Source organism: Arthrobacter sp. Y3221087, from assembly GCF_059089905.1.
This window is the reverse complement of the sequence record NZ_JBNHFE010000001.1, coordinates 1,845,753-1,860,530: the sequence shown is the minus strand read 5'-3', so window position 1 is coordinate 1,860,530 and position 14,778 is coordinate 1,845,753. Positions and strand designations below refer to the sequence as shown.

Genomic DNA, 14,778 nt, shown 5'->3' with positions numbered 1-14,778 from the left:
AGGCCCGGAAAAGCACGCGAAAGGTGGGCTGCCGAGGTACTCCTAGGACAATGCAGCCGCCGAACGGCGTACCTCTGCAGCGAGCCGGTGGGCCTTTCCAGGCGTGCGTCCGTCCTCCTGCCGGCGGGGGATGTAGCCGAAGGACAAGGAGTAGGCCGGGTCGGCAAAACCCAACGCGGCGTTGGCCCCTTCATGACCGAAAGCGCGGTGGCTGCCGAAGTTCCGGGAGGGGTGCGGCTTCATGAAGACGACGGCGAAGGCGTTGTCCAGCCCCGAGGAGCGATCGAGCCCCCACACCTGTTCCTCCGCCACCAGGTCAATTGTTTCGGAAGTGAGGAACGGCGGTTCGCCCTCCGCGCCGGTGGTGGCGGCAGCATAGAGCCTGGCGAGGCCTTCGGCCGATCCTACGCCGCCGGCTGCTGACATTCCTGCCGCGCGGACGCTGCGGATGTTGGGGAGCTCCATGATGGTGCTGACCGGAGCGTTGCTGTTCAGGCCATCCAAACTGAGTGGATCGAGCCAGGGTTGCCCGGCCGGTTCCTGGTAGAGGACGTCACGGTAGCGCGGTTCCAGGTCTGCCGGCAGGCCCAGGAAGAAGTCGACGTTCTCCGGCTTGCGGATCCGGCGCTCATAGAGGCTTTGCAGCGATTCGCCCGCCGCACGCCGGCAGAGCTCCTCCATGAGGATCCCGATGGTCAGGGCGTGGTAGCCGAACTGGCGTCCCGGCTGCCAGGTGGGTTTGGCCGCTGCCAGCCGTGCCGCAGCAGCAGGCGTGGTGAACTCGTCCAGGCCGACTCCTCCCTCAATGCCCATCAGCCCCGCCTGGTGGGACAGGGCCTCGCGGACCAGCAGCCGGTCCTTGCCATGTGCAGCGAACTCGGGCCAGTAGCTGGCCACGGTGCTGTCCAGGTCAAGGAGTCCGTCCTGTACCAGCAGGGCCACGACCATCGCTGCCACGCCTTTGGAACAGGAGTATGCCCCGGTGAGGGTATCCGGGCTCATGTCGGGGCCGCCGGTGATGTCTACAACGCGCGTCCCGTGATGATAGGCAGCAACCTGGGCGCTGTAGCCGGGATCCTCGGCGAGGAAGGACTCGAACAGGTCCAGGACGTTGTCAAAACCGGGCGCTACGAAGCCGTGGGGTGTCTGCACCCGGACAGTCTATCCAGAAAACGCTTTCCTTCTAGTGGCTGGCTCCGTGTCCTGCTGCCACTTCCTCACCCTTCCTGACGGGGCCCGGGGGAGTCCCGTCCCCGAAAGGCCGGCCGCCCAGTGCCTCGCGGCCGTGCTCTTCGAGCCATCCGCCAAGGTCGGGACCGGCAGGGACGATCCCGGTGGGGTTGATGTCTTCATGGACGATGTAATAGTGCTGCTTGATCTGCACGAAGTCGGTGGTGTCCCCGAAGCCGGGCGTCTGGAACAGATCCCTTGCATAAGCCCAGAGCGCGGGCATTTCGGTGAGCTTCTGGCGGTTGCATTTGAAGTGGCCGTGATAGACGGCGTCGAAGCGCGCCAGCGTGGTGAAAAGCCGGACGTCTGCTTCAGTGATGGTGTCTCCCACCAGGTAGCGCTGGCGGGACAGCCGGTCCTCCAGCCAGTCCAGGGCGGCCCACAAACGCTCGTAGGCTGAGTCGTAGGCCTCCTGGGACCCGGCAAAGCCACACCGGTAGACCCCGTTGTTCACCTCGGTGAACACCCTCTTATTGACCTGGTCGATCTCTTCGCGCAAATTTCCCGGGTAGAGCCTTGGCGCCCCTGGCCGGTGGAATTCGGTCCACTCAGTGGAAAAATCGAGGGTGATTTGTGGGAAATTGTTCGTGACCACCTCTCCGCTCGCGACGTCCACGATCGCGGGGACCGTGATGCCGCGGGGATATCCCGGGAAACGCTTAAAATATGCTTCCTGGAGCCGTTCGATCCCCAGGACGGGATCCACGCCGCCCGTGTCGAGGTCGAACGTCCAGGAACGTGCGTCATGGGTGGGGCCAGGCTGTCCCAGGGAAATGGCGTCTTCCAGGCCCAGCAAGCGCCGGACGATCACAGTCCTGTTGGCCCAGGGGCATGCCCGCGCTGCAATGAGGCGGTAACGCCCCGCTTCCACTGGCCAGCCCGGCTCTCCGTTGTCCCCGGGCCTGGCGTCCCGGGTGATCCGGTCCTCGATGTAGTTGGTATCCCGGGTGAATTCGGCACCCCCGGTCACGTACGCGCCGCGGGTGCTGTGGTCCGCCGTCGTGCCGCTGGCGGCCTGCTGGATGCTGTCCGTTTCCTGGCTCATGGCACTAGCCTAAGCGCCCCTGGCAAGGATCAGGGAGATGGGCTGCCAGGCGGCCAACCAGGAGACGGCCACAAGAACGGCGAACAGGGCAATCCATACAGCGGACGGCACGGCGGTGGCGCGGTACAGGAGGTAGGCGTCGGACGTCCCCAGCCGGTCCCTGCGGCGGAGGTGGACGTTTGCCAGTTTGAAAAGGTCCCTGACGGCTGCCACCAGCATGGCCACGCCCAGGACGACGGCGACATGGCCCACGAAAGCGTCCGGCACCAGCAGGATGAGGGCCAGCGCACAGGCAATGGCAAGGGCGGTGACAAGGAATCCCGCCACGTTCCGGAGGAAGAGCATGGATGCCGCCAGGACAAGGATGCTGGCCGCAATCGCTGCCGGTCCCCACCCGCTGAAACCGGCGATCACGAATCCGGCGCCGACGATGGCGGGCACGGGGTAACCCCAGAAGCAGGACCAGGCCGCCGCGGCCCTGCTCCGGCTGTAGCTGGTGGTGGTTCCGGAATGGTCGAGCCGAAGCCTGATGCCGGACAGCCGTTGCCCGCTGGTGACTGCGGCGAAGGCGTGGCCCAGCTCGTGGACCGCTGTTGCCAGCAGGCCGAAGTACCGCCAGGAGCGCCGGGGAATGGAGAGCGCCGTTGCCACGAGCAGCACCAGCAGGAGCTCCTGGAAGGTAATGGCCGGAACCTCCGTACGGCGGAGCGAGACGACCAGGGTTTGCCACAATTCCATAGCCGCCTACAGTACTAGCGGCTGCTGGACGTTGCCTTGAAGGCGGCTTAAAAGCGGAAAGGCACGCTGCCGGGCAGCGTGCCATTCGAGCCGGCGGGGCCACGGACTAATCCGCAGCGCCGCGTCTGGCCTGTCTTCCTAGCCCTCGCACTCGGTGCAGTAGCTGTGCCCATCCTTCTGGCGGGCAATCTGCGACCGGTGGCGGACAAGGAAGCAGGAGTAGCAGGTGAACTCGTCGTCAGCCTGCGGAATGACCTGTACCACGAGCTCCTCGGCGACGAATTCGCCACCGGGAACGCCGGCGCCGTCGAGCCCGTCAGCTTCATCCAGCTCAAGGACGACGCTGCGCGCGTCGGGAGCATTTGCTGACTGGAGCTGCTCGAGGGAGTTGTCCTGCGATTCCTTGACGTCGGAGCGCAGTTCATCGTAATCGGTTGCCACTTTGGGTGCTTCTCTTTTCTTTGGTTCGCCTGTCGCGTATGAAACGTACAGCATCGGACGGCTATTCCCCAATAGGCGGAGTATATTTGCCCCCGCCTGGGTACGGGTTCAGGGGAGGCGGCCATCACACCCGGCGGGTGGCATGGCCGCGCAGGCAGCGGAGGCCCGCGGCAAGCGGCGCGATCTCCGCCCGAATCGAAGGGGCGTATGTGGAGCAGCTCACTGCAGAGTTCGGTGGTGCCGGGCAGGTTGGCGTAGGAGTCGGCCCGGTGCTGGAAAAGTTCGATTCCGTGTCCAGGATCGCTGTGTTGCGGGGCGGCGGTTTGGGCGACTTGATCTTCGCCATCCCGGCCATGGCCGCCCTGAAGGCGGCATATCCGGATGCCACCTTGACCCTCTTGGGCTCACCAATCCATAAGTCGCTGCTCGCGGCAGTGAAAAGTCCGGTGGACGAGGTGTGCATACTCCCGTATTCAGAGGGAGTCCGTCCCGGTGATGAAGACCCGGAAGCGCTGGAGGCTTTTTTTGCGGACATGCGGGCCCGGCACTTCGATCTCGCCGTCCAGGTGCACGGCGGGGGCAGATATTCAAACCCTTTCCTGCTCCGGCTCGGAGCCCGTCACACGGTGGGTACCCGGACGCCCGACGCCGCCAGCCTGGAACGGACTGTTCCATACCTCTACTACCAGCACGAACCCCTGCGGGCGGTGGAGGTGGCGGGGTTCGCCGGCGCGTTCCCGGTTGACCTCGAGGCCCGCCTCGAACCTCACGCAAAGTTGCGCGGCGACTATAACGGAACGGACGACGGCGGCCAGCCCCTCGTGGTGATCCATCCCGGCGCGACTGATCCCCGCCGTCGTTGGCCGATTGGGCAGTTCGCCGAACTTGCCGGCGCCTGCGCGGCCGACGGCTGCCGGGTGGTGATCGTCGGGGACAAGAGCGAGCAGGAACTGGCGGAGCAGATTGCGGAACAGGCGGCATCGGCCGCCGTCACCTCGCTGGCCGGGGCACTGGACATGGCCGGGTTAGTGTCCCTGATGGCGGAAGCCGCCGTGGTGGTCGGAAATGACAGCGGCCCGCGCCACCTTGCCCAGGCCCTCGGCGTGCCAACGGTAGGGATCTTCTGGGCAGGGAACGTTATTAATGCAGGGGCACTGGGCCGAAGCCTGCACCGGATCCATGCCGCCTGGGTGACCACGTGCCCGACCTGCGGCATCGATGTCACGCAGGTCGGCTGGACCGCCCCGCGCTGCGTGCACAACGACTCCATTGTTGCAGGCGTCCCGGTGCGTGATGTGTACGAGGATGTACGGAGCCTGATGGCAACGGCAGCAGTCAGGCAGGGCGCATGAGCGTGGGGCAGAACCTTGAACGTGGCAGCGACGTCATCGATGGAAAACCGGAGCTTTTGGTCCTGCGTGCCCTGAAGCTGGGTGACCTCCTGGTTGCTGTCCCGGCGCTGAAGGCGCTCCGGCGGGCGTATCCCGAACACAGGCTGCGGTATGCGGCGCAGGGGTGGCTTTCGGAAGCTTTGGGGCTGGTGGGCGGTTACGAACTGCTGCCCACCCACGGCCTTGACGAGCCGCTTGCCATGGAAGCGGGAGTGGTGGATGTTGCGGTCAATCTGCACGGAAGCGGTCCAGAAAGCCAGGGACGGATCGACGCCCTCAAGGCCCGGCGGACCATCGGGCATCGCAGCCCGGACCGGGAGGGGCCGCCGTGGCGCGCGGAACTGCATGAACGGGAACGCTGGGTCCGGCTCCTGGAGTGGCATGGCATCGACGCGGACCCGTTGGATGTAGGGCTGCACCCGCCGCACGTCCCGAGCCCCGTTCCCGGCGCCACGGTCCTGCACGTCGGGGCAGCCTACGGCAGCCGGCTGTGGCCGTCTGAGCGTTTCGCTGCGGTTGCCGCCATCCTGGTGGAAGCTGGCCACAAGGTCGTCTTTACGGGGGGCAGCGGGGAGAAGGACAGGGCCGTGGACGTGTGCCGCCGGGCCGGCCTCCCGCCCGGGGCTGTGCTGGCCGGTGAACTTTCGCTGGGGGAGTTCGCGGCGACGATTGCCGCGGCACGCCTGGTGATCTCTGCGGATACGGGAGCCGCGCACCTGGCCTCGGCGTACGGCACCCCCTCTGTGGTGCTGTTCGGGCCCGCGCCGCCTGAAATCTGGGGGCCGCCGCCGGGCCCGCATATTGTCCTGACGCGTGCGGATTTGCGGCGGGGTGACACGTTCTCAGCGGAGCCGGACCCTGCTTTGCTGGCGATCAAGGTCCCGGACGTTCTGGCTGCCGTTCGGGAGTTGGGCCTGTTCTAGGTGGTGATTACCCTGATCGGCGGGACGGCTCATAAATTGTCGCCGCAGCCCCGCCGGCGGGAGCCCGGCAGCCTAAAATTAAGCATGGGCACTGAGATGGAAATTGGCTTGGTGTTTTTGGCAGCGTTGTTGTGGGTCACGGTGACGCTGAGCATCCTTTCGGCCATCGACCGTTCGGAGCGCAAGGCGCGCCGGCAGCAAAAGCGCGCGGAGCGCATAGAGCACCGCCGGGTTCAGTACCGTCCGGCAGTATCCGGTGCAGACCCGGGGGAACGGGGCAGGCGCCCGCGGAGATTAAGACCCCATTAGTGCAGCGGGTACCGCTGTTGCGGCCGCCCCAGCACCACAACTGAGTTCGCGCTTTGCTGCCGCATTCGCGCGAACTCAGCGACGGCCTTGGCGATCTTGAGCCCGCCCTGTGACGAGGGTTCGATCGGGTTCGCGTAATCCCCGTCTTCACTGCAGATCAGGCGGAGGTCAATCAGGGTTGCCTGCCGGGAGAAGGCCACCCTGGTAATCGGATCATTGAAAAGGCACAAAGCTGCCTTGAGGACCGGATGGTCTGGTCCGGATGGGGGCGTGTCATAAATGGTGCAGGCAGCGCAGGGCAGGCCGGTTGCCGCTAACTGTTTGAACATGGCGTCGTATTCCGCGGCGAACCTTTCCTGTGCCCGTGCCAGCATTGCGAGCGCCCCTGCAACCGAGGGGGCCTTCTCCTCCAGCAATGGGGCATAGCCAAGGGCATCGTTCCCGCCGGCACTGACCACGAGATGGGTTGCGTCCCCGGGCAGCGCCCGGAGCTGCCGGTGGACGCCCGCTATCGTGTCGCCGTCGAGGGCCAACAGCGAGCACCGCCAGGACGGCAGTTCCTGCCTCAGCTGGTTAACGATGTCGGGGCCTCCGTCAACGTAGGCGGCATTGTCAAAGATGGAATCACCCAGCAGGACCACGTGGCCGGGAATGGCATCCGTCGTCGTCATCTCCTTCATCTGCCCATGGTGCCGCGGGCGGGCGGCACTTACCAGCGATAAAGCCGGGGAAATATTTAGTGAAGTTCATCCATCGAAAGGACTTTGGGTGCGGGGTGGTCCTAGGATGGGCTGGTCTCATCACTCAACAAGTTCCGGGGGAAACCATGAGCTATCCGCAATACCCGAGCCAGCACCAACAGTCCTACCAGCCCGGCACGGCTGGGGAGCCGCCGCTGTGGGCGCCCTACTACGGGGCCACGCTGCCCGTAGCCGTCCGGCGCTTTTTCAAGAAGTACGCCACCTTTTCCGGCCGGGCCAGCCGGAGCGAATACTGGTGGTGGGCACTTGTTGCCTTTGCCGTAGGCGTCGTCCTGAACATCATCACTTCCGTGGCCGGCGCTGCCGGATCCACGGTGACAGCCGATGGCACGCCGGTTCCCGGCCCCGGAGCGCTCGTGGGCAGTATCCTGTTGATCGTATGGGGGCTGGCCGTCATTGTTCCGTCCATCGCCCTGCTGGTCCGCCGACTGCATGATGCCAACTTGAGCGGCTGGCTAGCCCTGCTGATTCTGGTGCCATTCCTCGGCGCACTGGCCCTGATCGTTATGGCGATCCTGCCGTCCAACCCTGCCGGCCAGCGCTTCGACCGGCCGGTTGGCTATTAGCCCCCGGCCTAAGCAGCAAGAAGCCCGCTTCCCTGGAGGCGGGCTTTTTGCTGCCAGCAAACTGTGGGGTTTGCGGCGGAGAGCGGAAAGGGCCATCACCGGACTTTTTTCAGGCGCAGTCTGTGGTGGCGCCGCGGGGAAATTCGCGTCGTCGCTGGACGGACGCGCCGCCAGGGCCTGTAGTGCAGGCTCCCGCTGTCAGCAGACCGGGGAGCGGAGGCCACGAGCGTCGACCCATTCCGGCGGCGCCGCAGCCTCAGGATCACGAAAACCGTCATGCCTATCCAGGCCAAGGCGGCACCGATAATCAGGGCCACACCAGTGATCGTATCCATGGCTCAGTGTAGGAGCAGGTGTGCCACTGAAAGCTGCTCCGGCGCCAAGGGTTACGGACACGTAATGGCAGCTCGACGGGTGTTATCCGATCATGATTTTTGCGCTGCCACGGGCCACCGATACCGGCCCGAGTCCAAGGACGACGGGGAGTACGCACAGAGGGAGCGTTAGACGCGTCAACCCGCCCCAGTCACACGGACGCCGCCCACTGCCCCTGTCCACGGCGTATCTCCCGGGCCGGGCAACACCAGATGAGCAAACACGGACCCCTGTTGAAGGGCCATAACTTCGGAAGTGGTTCCGGTGCAGTCCAGCGCGAGTTCCACCGGCCGAAAAGGGGCCCCCGGATGCTCCTGGCCCACCGAGACCTTCGCCCCGGAGGCGCCGACGCAGGCTGCTGTGACGGTGTACTGCCCAGAGGCAGTCACCGCAGCCGTCGCGCCGAAGCCCCTGACAGGTCCGTCCAGTGGCCCTACCTCAAACAGGAGGACTGGACCCGGCGATGCCCTAAGGAGCCGGTACAGCTCAGCGTAGTTTTGGGCCTCCTGCTCCAGGATCTGCGAATCGCTGTAAGGCTCGAGGGTGGTTGTTTGAGACGGGCTGCCAGCTGTTGGCGTAACCGGCGGTCCGGAAGCAGTTGGCTCCAAGGGTTCGGGGTAGTCATAGACGCACCCCGCAGTGCCGCAAATCAGGCTCAGCAGGCAGAGCGCAAACGCAGGTCTGTGCCGGCTGTGCTTCATGTCCACGTTTCCATGGTGGGCACGCAGGTTGTTCAAAACAACCACCTGCGCTTCCCGGCGACATGTTGGTAGGGTCCGACGCATGGGGCGATGGGGTGCCGGGCGGTTGTCACGGCAGCAGGCAGAATTGGTCAGCTCCCGGCACGGCTCGCCTGAGCTCATCGCTGACCTGTCATGGGGCCAGGTGGACACCACCGTACTGCACGTACGCGACGGCGACACGGATGTCATCGTCAAAGCTGCAGGGCAGGACAATCACCATATTGGCCGGGAAATCACGGCCCACTCCTCCTACACGGGGCCTCTGGTCAGCCAGGGCCGGGCGGCGCGGCTGCTGTACTCCAGCCGGGAGCTGAACCTTCTGGTTCTTGAGTACCTGGACGGGAAACTGGTCGGGGGCACCGGACTTGAACTGGACGGGGATACGCACGCACAGGCTGGCAAGATTTTGAAGACACTACATAGCCAGGACTCGCGGGCTGACGAGGAATACGATCCCGCGGCCACGGCTAAGGCCTTGAGTTGGCTGGACCGGGAACACCGTATCGAACCAGAGGTGGAGTGCGAAGTCCGGCGGCGCCTTGCAGAGTACCGGCCGGGCTGCAGGGCAGTGGTGCCAACGCACGGGGACTGGCAGCCCCGGAACTGGCTCAGCGATGGAGCGGAGGTCAGGGCCATAGACTTCGGTCGCTTCGATTTCCGTCCTGCAGCCACTGACTTTTGCAGGCTGGCGGTCCAGCAGTGGCAGCATTGCCCGGGCCTCGAAGCAGCTTTTATCGACGGGTACGGTGACGACCCCCGGCACAACGTTGTCTGGCGGATTGACCTGCTGCGTGAAGCTGTAGGCACGGCCGTTTGGGCATACCTGATCGGCGACGAGCGCTTTGAGTCCCAGGGCCACCGGATGTTGCAGGAGGCACTACAGCTGTTTTGAAGGGGACAGCTGTTGGCCGCCCTGGCCGGGTTCCACTCAAATGTTGACGTAGCAGACTCCGCAACAAGAAGAGCCAGCCCCCGTTCGCGGTGGAGCTGGCTCTTCCGTGTGGAAAGTTCGTGTTATGACGCCTGCGGTTCTTCCCGGGCGAGTTCCTTGATCCACTCCGGAGTGGTTCTTCCGAGCCGACGGTCAGTCACGAGCCTCAACTGAGCGGCCGCAATCTGCACACCGCGGTCATAGGACGCGGGCCGGTGGGAGAGTTTCGGGGAGCCAGCGGCATGCTTGGGTTCTTTCACCGCGGCGCCGTTTGAGTCATGGTCGCGGTCTGATTCCGGGGCGGTCATCATGCTCATCGCCTCCTACACCTCATCCTTGGTTGTTGATTCATTGTCGCCCGGTTCCGGCCCGTCGTCCACCCTGCCCGGACGCGCCTGCTGACGCAATTCCGCCCGGGTTTGCTCCGCTACTTCCAGCGGGTCCACCCACGCGGACGTGATGATCTGCAGTTCCTCCGGCCCCGCAAGGGTGCTCTCGGCCAGAACCGACATCACCCGAAGCCCCAGCTTCGCCCGGTCAGGCTCGTCGGACATCGAGCTGTCGATCGCCCACTGCGTACGCTTCCACCATTCTGCCCGGTTGTCAGCCTCCCGTTTCTGCGCGAGGGCCTTCTCGTCGGCCGTGGTCCGCTGCCGGAGGGTGTTCCACCCGATGAAAGCGGCAAGCAGGGCACCAAGCAGCACGGCCAGCGGACCCAGGGCCGCCAGAATCTGCCACCACTCAGCCGGACCGGTGTCCACTATGACTTGGACGGGGCTGGGGGAGGGAGTCGGATCCACTGGACCAGCTTAGGTGTGGCATGAGCGGATCCGGTGCTTTGGCGCCCGTGCCGCGGTCACTCTCCAGCTACTCCCCGGCAGGAGAGCGGCAAACGCGCACTCGGAGGACGGGGACCTGCGGCAATGTCGTATCCAACACACCCTGCCCGAGAGGGTATGGGTGAGGGCACGAAAAAGCCCCGGAAAATCTTTGATTTTCCGGGGCTTCCCTTTGTGCGCGGAGGGGGACTTGAACCCCCACCCCCTTTCGAGGACTAGCACCTCAAGCTAGCGCGTCTGCCATTCCGCCACCCGCGCAGGTGGTATTCCGGGAGCCGTTCACACCTTCCGGTGTTTCGCGCCTCTCCGAAGCAGCGAGAAAAACTCTAACACGACTTTCCGGGAACAACGAATCGGGCCATATGGGTAGGCTGAGGGCAGCGGTTTCCGCCCGTGCCAGCCAGTCATTCCCTAACGAGGAGCTCTCAATGCCTGACGTCCTGCCCGAGGATGAAGTTGTCCGGATCTGCCAGGAACTCATCCGGATCGATACCTCGAACTACGGGGACGGGTCCGGGCCGGGGGAGCGGGCGGCCGCTGAATACGCCGCCGGGCTGATCGAGGAAGTGGGCCTGGACGCAGAAATCTTCGAGTCCGCCCCGGGCAGGGCGAACGTGGTGACCCGCCTGGCAGGCGAGGATCCGTCCGCCAGCGCCCTGGTGGTGCACGGCCACCTGGACGTCGTCCCCGCCCTTCGCGACCAGTGGTCTGTGGACCCGTTCGGTGCCGAACTGAAGGACGGGCTGATCTGGGGACGCGGCGCCGTCGACATGAAGGACATGGACGCCATGATCCTTTCCGTCCTGCGCAGCTTCGCCCGGACAGGAAAGAAGCCCAAGCGGGACATCATCTTCGCCTTCTTCGCCGATGAGGAAGCAGGCGGGGCCCTGGGCGCCCGCTACGCTGTGGACAAGCGCCCCGAACTCTTCGAGGGGGCCACGGAAGCGATCTCGGAGGTGGGCGGGTTCTCCGCCACTATAGGCGGCCAGCGCACCTACCTCCTGCAGACGGCGGAAAAGGGCATCTCCTGGCTCCGCCTCGTGGCGCACGGCCGCGCCGGCCACGGCTCCCAGATCAGCACGGACAACGCCGTCACCCGCCTGGCCGCGGCCGTCACCCGCATCGGCGAGTACAAGTGGCCCATCGAACTGACGTCCACCACGCGCCAGTTCCTTGACGGCGTGACCGAACTCACGGGAGTGGAGTTCGACGCCGACAATCCGGACCGCCTGCTTGACCAGCTGGGCACGGTGTCACGTTTCGTGGGCGCCACCCTCCAGAACACCACCAACCCCACCCTGCTCAAGGGTGGCTACAAGCACAATGTCATCCCAGAATCGGCAGAAGCCCTCATAGACTGCCGGACCCTGCCCGGCCAGCAGGAGCAGGTCCTGGAGATCGTCCGCGAACTGGCCGGAACCGGCGTCGATGTCAGCTACGTCCACCAGGATGTTTCCCTTGAGGTGCCCTTCGCCGGGAACCTTGTGGACGCGATGATCGACGCCCTCCACTCCGAAGACCCCGGAGCCAAGGTACTGCCCTACACCCTGTCCGGTGGCACGGACAACAAGTCCCTCAGCAGGCTGGGCATCACCGGCTACGGCTTCGCACCCCTGATGCTCCCGGATGAACTCGACTTCACCGGCATGTTCCACGGCGTCGATGAGCGCGTTCCCGCGGACTCGCTCAAGTTCGGCGCCAGGGTCCTCAACACCCTGCTCACCAACTACTGACCAAGGAAGCCCATGACGCCTGAAGACGTGCTGCCGGACTCCCTCCTGGAACGGATCCGCAACAGGGCGGCCGGCTACGACCGGGACAACAGCTTTTTCCACGAGGACCTGCAGGAGCTTGCTGCCGCAGGTTACCTGAAGTTGTTTGTCCCCGCGTCCGACGGCGGCGTGGGCTTTGGCCTGGAAGCGGCGGCGCAGTGCCAGCGGAGGCTCGCAACGGCTGCCCCGGCCACCGCCCTGGCCGTGAATATGCATCTGGTATGGACCGGCGTCGCCTATGTTCTGAAGAGCCGCGGGGACAGCTCGCTGGAGTTCGTCCTCAAGGAAGCGGCAGAGGGCGAGGTCTTCGCATTCGGCAATTCCGAGGCTGGAAACGACGCGGTCCTTTTCGATTCCCGCACCGAAGCTACTCCTCTTCCGGATGGTGGTTACTCATTCACGGGCACGAAGATCTTCACCAGCCTGTCACCGGCCTGGACGCGGCTGGGGATTTTCGGAAAGGATCCGGAGGCAAGGGGCGGCGACGGCGAACTCGTCCACGGGTTCATCACCCGCGAGACGGCCGGCTACCGCATCCTCGATGACTGGGACACCCTGGGCATGCGTGCCAGCCAGTCCGCCACCACTGTCCTCGAGGGCGTGCAGGTCCCGGCGGAACGGATCTTCCGCAAGCTCCCCGTCGGGCCCAACCCGGATCCCCTGGTCTTCGCCATCTTTGCCTGCTTTGAAACGCTGCTGGCCGCCGTCTACACGGGACTGGGGGAGCGGGCGCTGGCTGTGGGCGTCGAAACAGTTACTCGCCGCACCTCATTCAAGAACGGCGGCCGGAGTTACGCCCAGGATCCGGACATCCGCTGGAAGGTTGCCGAGGCAGCAATGGCCATGGACAACCTTTACCCGCATTTGAAATCGGTGGCCGCCGACGTGGACACCGTTGCCGACCATGGCGCCCAGTGGTTCCCGAAGCTGGTGGGGCTAAAGGTCAATGCGACCGAGACGGCCCGGCGGGTGGTGGACCTGGCGATCCGGGTCAGCGGCGGATCCAGCTATTTTCGTGGTTCCGAACTTGAGCGGCTCTACCGGGATGTCCTCGCCGGCATGTTCCACCCGTCCGACGACGAATCGGCCCACAACACGGTGGCGAACGCCTGGCTGGGGCCACTCGAGAACTAGACGGTCCGCTGGACGGATGAATACCTAGACGGTCCGCTGGACGAGTGAATAGCTAGACGGTCCGCTGGACCTGCAACACCTTGCGGCGGAGCCAGAACCGCCGGCCGCCGCCCACATACAGCTTGCTGCGTTCCAGTTCCCACTTGCCGTACTCGGAGTGTTCCACCAGGCGGCGCCGTGCGTCATGAAGCGAATCGTCGGGACTCACCGTCAGTACGAGGTACTCGTACTGCCTCAAATAGTCCCGTTCCCGCTGGACCGAGCTGGTGAGAAATTGTTCCTTCATTGCTCTCCATTTTCGTCCTTTTCCGGCTAACGTGAAGTCATGAGCATCGATCCGCGTGTCGCGCTTTCGTCCCTGACCACCGCTTTGGAAGAACACCTTATAGCAGCATCCAACCGCCGCGGAGATGGTGATCCGTCCGTTGAGGCAGCATTTTTCGCAGTGGCAGACGCCTTTGAAGTTTATGAAGATGCACTGTACGAGGCCTACAACGAAGTAACCCCGCTGCAGGTCTTTGATGACGAGGACGAAGAGGACGAGGAGAGCGACGTGGACGACGAGGATCTGGAGATCGTCGAGGAGTAACTCCCGGGACAGCGGATCGGACTGAAGCTACCGCGCCGCGGACACGTCCTCCAAGGCCAGGGCAATTTCAGGCGGCAGCGGCGCCAATTGCGCCTCTAGTATTTCCTTCAGCTGCACGGGTGTCCGTGCGCCCACGATCGCGGTGGACACGCCATGCTGCGATAGCAGCCAGCTAAGCGCCACATCCTGCGGTGACCTGCCCAGCCCTTTTGCCGCCATGCAGACCGCTTCTACCGTCCGGGACGGCTGCTCTGCCAGGTACGGCTCCACATACGCCGCCCCGGAAGCGGAAGCGCCCCGCGACCCGGACGGAATGCTGCCGCGGTACTTTCCGGTCAGAACGCCGCGGCCCAGCGGAGCCCAGGCCATCAGGCCCAGGCCGGCATCCTCCACGGCCGGAATGAGCTCGGCTTCCGGCTTCCGCTGGACGAACGAATATTCCGCCTGCACCGCCACCAGCGGGAAGCCCGCAACAGCCGCCGCCTTCGCCGCCTGCCAGCCGGTGAAATTGGACACACCCGCGTACCGGGCCCTGCCTGTCCGGACCGCAAACTCCAGGGCAGACAGGGTTTCCTCCAAGGGAACGTTTCCGTCCCAGGCCTGGGCGAACCAGATGTCCACGTAATCGGTGCCGAGCCTGGCCAGGCTGGCCTCCAGCCCGGTGAGCATCGCGTTACGGGAGGTATCGACGGCGCGACGGCCATCCGGCGTCGTCATTCCCGCCTTGGTGGAGATGGTGACCTCGGTCCGGGCCACCACGTCGCCCAGCAGCGAACCCAGCATGGCTTCGGCGCGTCCTTCGGAGTAGGAGGCTGCCGTATCCACGTGCCGCCCGCCGGCGTTGAGGAAGGTGCGCAGCAGCTCGGAAGCGTCCTGTTCGTCGGTCTCGCCGGCCCAGTCCATGGTGCCGAGCGAGATGGCTGAAACACGCAATCCACTGTTGCCGACGTAACGCTGCTGCATAGCAGCAAGCTTACGGGCAGAACCACCC

The 14,778-nt window shown here is 64.9% G+C and carries 16 protein-coding genes and 1 tRNA gene; 7 read left to right on the top strand and 10 right to left on the bottom strand.

All coding sequences use genetic code 11. The features are described from left to right. Positions 1-42: 42 nt before the first annotated feature. The 4 genes from AC5RUO_RS08870 to AC5RUO_RS08855 form a co-directional block, all read right to left on the bottom strand. On the bottom strand, positions 43-1,152 hold the full coding sequence (locus AC5RUO_RS08870) for a serine hydrolase domain-containing protein (RefSeq protein ID WP_494103280.1): 1,110 nt from the start codon (positions 1,150-1,152) through the stop codon (positions 43-45). A gap of 31 nt (positions 1,153-1,183) precedes the next feature. Next, positions 1,184-2,275 (bottom strand): glutathione S-transferase family protein, encoded by a 1,092-nt coding sequence (locus AC5RUO_RS08865; protein WP_494103279.1) that lies wholly within the window; start codon positions 2,273-2,275, stop codon positions 1,184-1,186. A 9-nt stretch (positions 2,276-2,284) separates the two neighbouring features. Beyond that, positions 2,285-3,013, bottom strand: a complete 729-nt coding sequence (locus AC5RUO_RS08860) for a M50 family metallopeptidase (RefSeq protein WP_494103278.1) — start codon at positions 3,011-3,013, stop codon at positions 2,285-2,287. A 138-nt stretch (positions 3,014-3,151) separates the two neighbouring features. Next, positions 3,152-3,454 (bottom strand): DUF4193 domain-containing protein, encoded by a 303-nt coding sequence (locus AC5RUO_RS08855; RefSeq protein ID WP_009358564.1) that lies wholly within the window; start codon positions 3,452-3,454, stop codon positions 3,152-3,154. Positions 3,455-3,663: 209 nt separating this feature from the next. Here AC5RUO_RS08855 and AC5RUO_RS08850 point away from each other — a divergent pair, with 209 nt between their 5' ends. Beyond that, entirely contained in the window at positions 3,664-4,806 is a 1,143-nt protein-coding gene (locus tag AC5RUO_RS08850; RefSeq protein ID WP_494103277.1) for a glycosyltransferase family 9 protein, read from the top strand. After that, a complete protein-coding gene (locus AC5RUO_RS08845; RefSeq protein WP_494103276.1) occupies positions 4,803-5,768 on the top strand; it encodes a glycosyltransferase family 9 protein in 966 nt (321 codons plus the stop codon). The genes AC5RUO_RS08850 and AC5RUO_RS08845 overlap by 4 nt, the downstream gene beginning before the upstream one ends. Before the next feature lie 305 nt (positions 5,769-6,073). Here the strand turns inward: AC5RUO_RS08845 and AC5RUO_RS08840 are convergent, their stop codons facing one another. Further along, positions 6,074-6,757 carry an SGNH/GDSL hydrolase family protein gene (locus tag AC5RUO_RS08840; RefSeq protein WP_494103275.1) on the bottom strand — a complete coding sequence of 228 codons (684 nt, stop codon included), beginning with the start codon at positions 6,755-6,757 and terminating at the stop codon, positions 6,074-6,076. A gap of 146 nt (positions 6,758-6,903) precedes the next feature. On the opposite strand from AC5RUO_RS08840, the gene AC5RUO_RS08835 reads away from it, so the two are divergent. Next, positions 6,904-7,404 (top strand): DUF805 domain-containing protein, encoded by a 501-nt coding sequence (locus AC5RUO_RS08835; RefSeq protein ID WP_494009162.1) that lies wholly within the window; start codon positions 6,904-6,906, stop codon positions 7,402-7,404. A gap of 1,158 nt (positions 7,405-8,562) precedes the next feature. After that, entirely contained in the window at positions 8,563-9,414 is an 852-nt protein-coding gene (locus AC5RUO_RS08830) for a phosphotransferase family protein (RefSeq protein ID WP_494103274.1), read from the top strand. A gap of 122 nt (positions 9,415-9,536) precedes the next feature. Here AC5RUO_RS08830 and AC5RUO_RS08825 read toward each other — a convergent pair whose 3' ends face one another. The 3 genes from AC5RUO_RS08825 to AC5RUO_RS08815 all read right to left on the bottom strand — a co-directional run bounded on the left by AC5RUO_RS08825 (position 9,537) and on the right by AC5RUO_RS08815 (position 10,550). Beyond that, on the bottom strand, positions 9,537-9,770 hold the full coding sequence (locus AC5RUO_RS08825) for a hypothetical protein (protein ID WP_494009164.1): 234 nt from the start codon (positions 9,768-9,770) through the stop codon (positions 9,537-9,539). A 6-nt stretch (positions 9,771-9,776) separates the two neighbouring features. Then, a complete protein-coding gene (locus tag AC5RUO_RS08820) occupies positions 9,777-10,253 on the bottom strand; it encodes a hypothetical protein (protein ID WP_494009165.1) in 477 nt (158 codons plus the stop codon). 214 nt (positions 10,254-10,467) lie between these two features. After that, positions 10,468-10,550 (bottom strand) — tRNA-Leu (locus tag AC5RUO_RS08815). A gap of 170 nt (positions 10,551-10,720) precedes the next feature. Between AC5RUO_RS08815 and AC5RUO_RS08810 the strand changes: the two genes are divergently transcribed. After that, a complete protein-coding gene (locus AC5RUO_RS08810) occupies positions 10,721-12,025 on the top strand; it encodes a M20/M25/M40 family metallo-hydrolase (RefSeq protein ID WP_494103273.1) in 1,305 nt (434 codons plus the stop codon). Between the two features lie 12 nt (positions 12,026-12,037). Continuing rightward, the gene (locus tag AC5RUO_RS08805) at positions 12,038-13,198 is read left to right on the top strand and encodes an acyl-CoA dehydrogenase family protein (RefSeq protein ID WP_494009167.1); all 1,161 of its coding nucleotides are present in this window, start codon (positions 12,038-12,040) and stop codon (positions 13,196-13,198) included. 52 nt (positions 13,199-13,250) lie between these two features. Here AC5RUO_RS08805 and AC5RUO_RS08800 read toward each other — a convergent pair whose 3' ends face one another. After that, entirely contained in the window at positions 13,251-13,484 is a 234-nt protein-coding gene (locus AC5RUO_RS08800; RefSeq protein WP_494009168.1) for a DUF5703 family protein, read from the bottom strand. Between the two features lie 39 nt (positions 13,485-13,523). On the opposite strand from AC5RUO_RS08800, the gene AC5RUO_RS08795 reads away from it, so the two are divergent. Beyond that, positions 13,524-13,787, top strand: coding sequence for a hypothetical protein (locus AC5RUO_RS08795; RefSeq protein ID WP_013600974.1), 264 nt, complete (start codon positions 13,524-13,526; stop codon positions 13,785-13,787). Positions 13,788-13,814: 27 nt separating this feature from the next. Here AC5RUO_RS08795 and AC5RUO_RS08790 read toward each other — a convergent pair whose 3' ends face one another. Continuing rightward, positions 13,815-14,750: an aldo/keto reductase gene (locus AC5RUO_RS08790; RefSeq protein ID WP_494009169.1), complete on the bottom strand. Its 936-nt coding sequence runs from the start codon at positions 14,748-14,750 to the stop codon at positions 13,815-13,817. Between the last annotated feature and the right edge of the window lie 28 nt (positions 14,751-14,778).

Bases quoted from the DNA above. Each gene is read 5' to 3' on its own strand.
- AC5RUO_RS08835 (WP_494009162.1), top strand. From the start codon at position 6,904: ATGAGCTATCCGCAATACCCGAGCCAGCACCAACAGTCCTACCAGCCC.
- AC5RUO_RS08810 (WP_494103273.1), top strand. From the start codon at position 10,721: ATGCCTGACGTCCTGCCCGAGGATGAAGTTGTCCGGATCTGCCAGGAA.
- AC5RUO_RS08805 (WP_494009167.1), top strand. From the start codon at position 12,038: ATGACGCCTGAAGACGTGCTGCCGGACTCCCTCCTGGAACGGATCCGC.
- AC5RUO_RS08790 (WP_494009169.1), bottom strand. From the start codon at position 14,750: ATGCAGCAGCGTTACGTCGGCAACAGTGGATTGCGTGTTTCAGCCATC.
- AC5RUO_RS08845 (WP_494103276.1), top strand. From the start codon at position 4,803: ATGAGCGTGGGGCAGAACCTTGAACGTGGCAGCGACGTCATCGATGGA.
- AC5RUO_RS08795 (WP_013600974.1), top strand. From the start codon at position 13,524: ATGAGCATCGATCCGCGTGTCGCGCTTTCGTCCCTGACCACCGCTTTG.
- AC5RUO_RS08825 (WP_494009164.1), bottom strand. From the start codon at position 9,770: ATGAGCATGATGACCGCCCCGGAATCAGACCGCGACCATGACTCAAAC.
- AC5RUO_RS08800 (WP_494009168.1), bottom strand. From the start codon at position 13,484: ATGAAGGAACAATTTCTCACCAGCTCGGTCCAGCGGGAACGGGACTAT.
- AC5RUO_RS08830 (WP_494103274.1), top strand. From the start codon at position 8,563: ATGGGGCGATGGGGTGCCGGGCGGTTGTCACGGCAGCAGGCAGAATTG.
- AC5RUO_RS08840 (WP_494103275.1), bottom strand. From the start codon at position 6,757: ATGAAGGAGATGACGACGACGGATGCCATTCCCGGCCACGTGGTCCTG.
- AC5RUO_RS08860 (WP_494103278.1), bottom strand. From the start codon at position 3,013: ATGGAATTGTGGCAAACCCTGGTCGTCTCGCTCCGCCGTACGGAGGTT.
- AC5RUO_RS08865 (WP_494103279.1), bottom strand. From the start codon at position 2,275: ATGAGCCAGGAAACGGACAGCATCCAGCAGGCCGCCAGCGGCACGACG.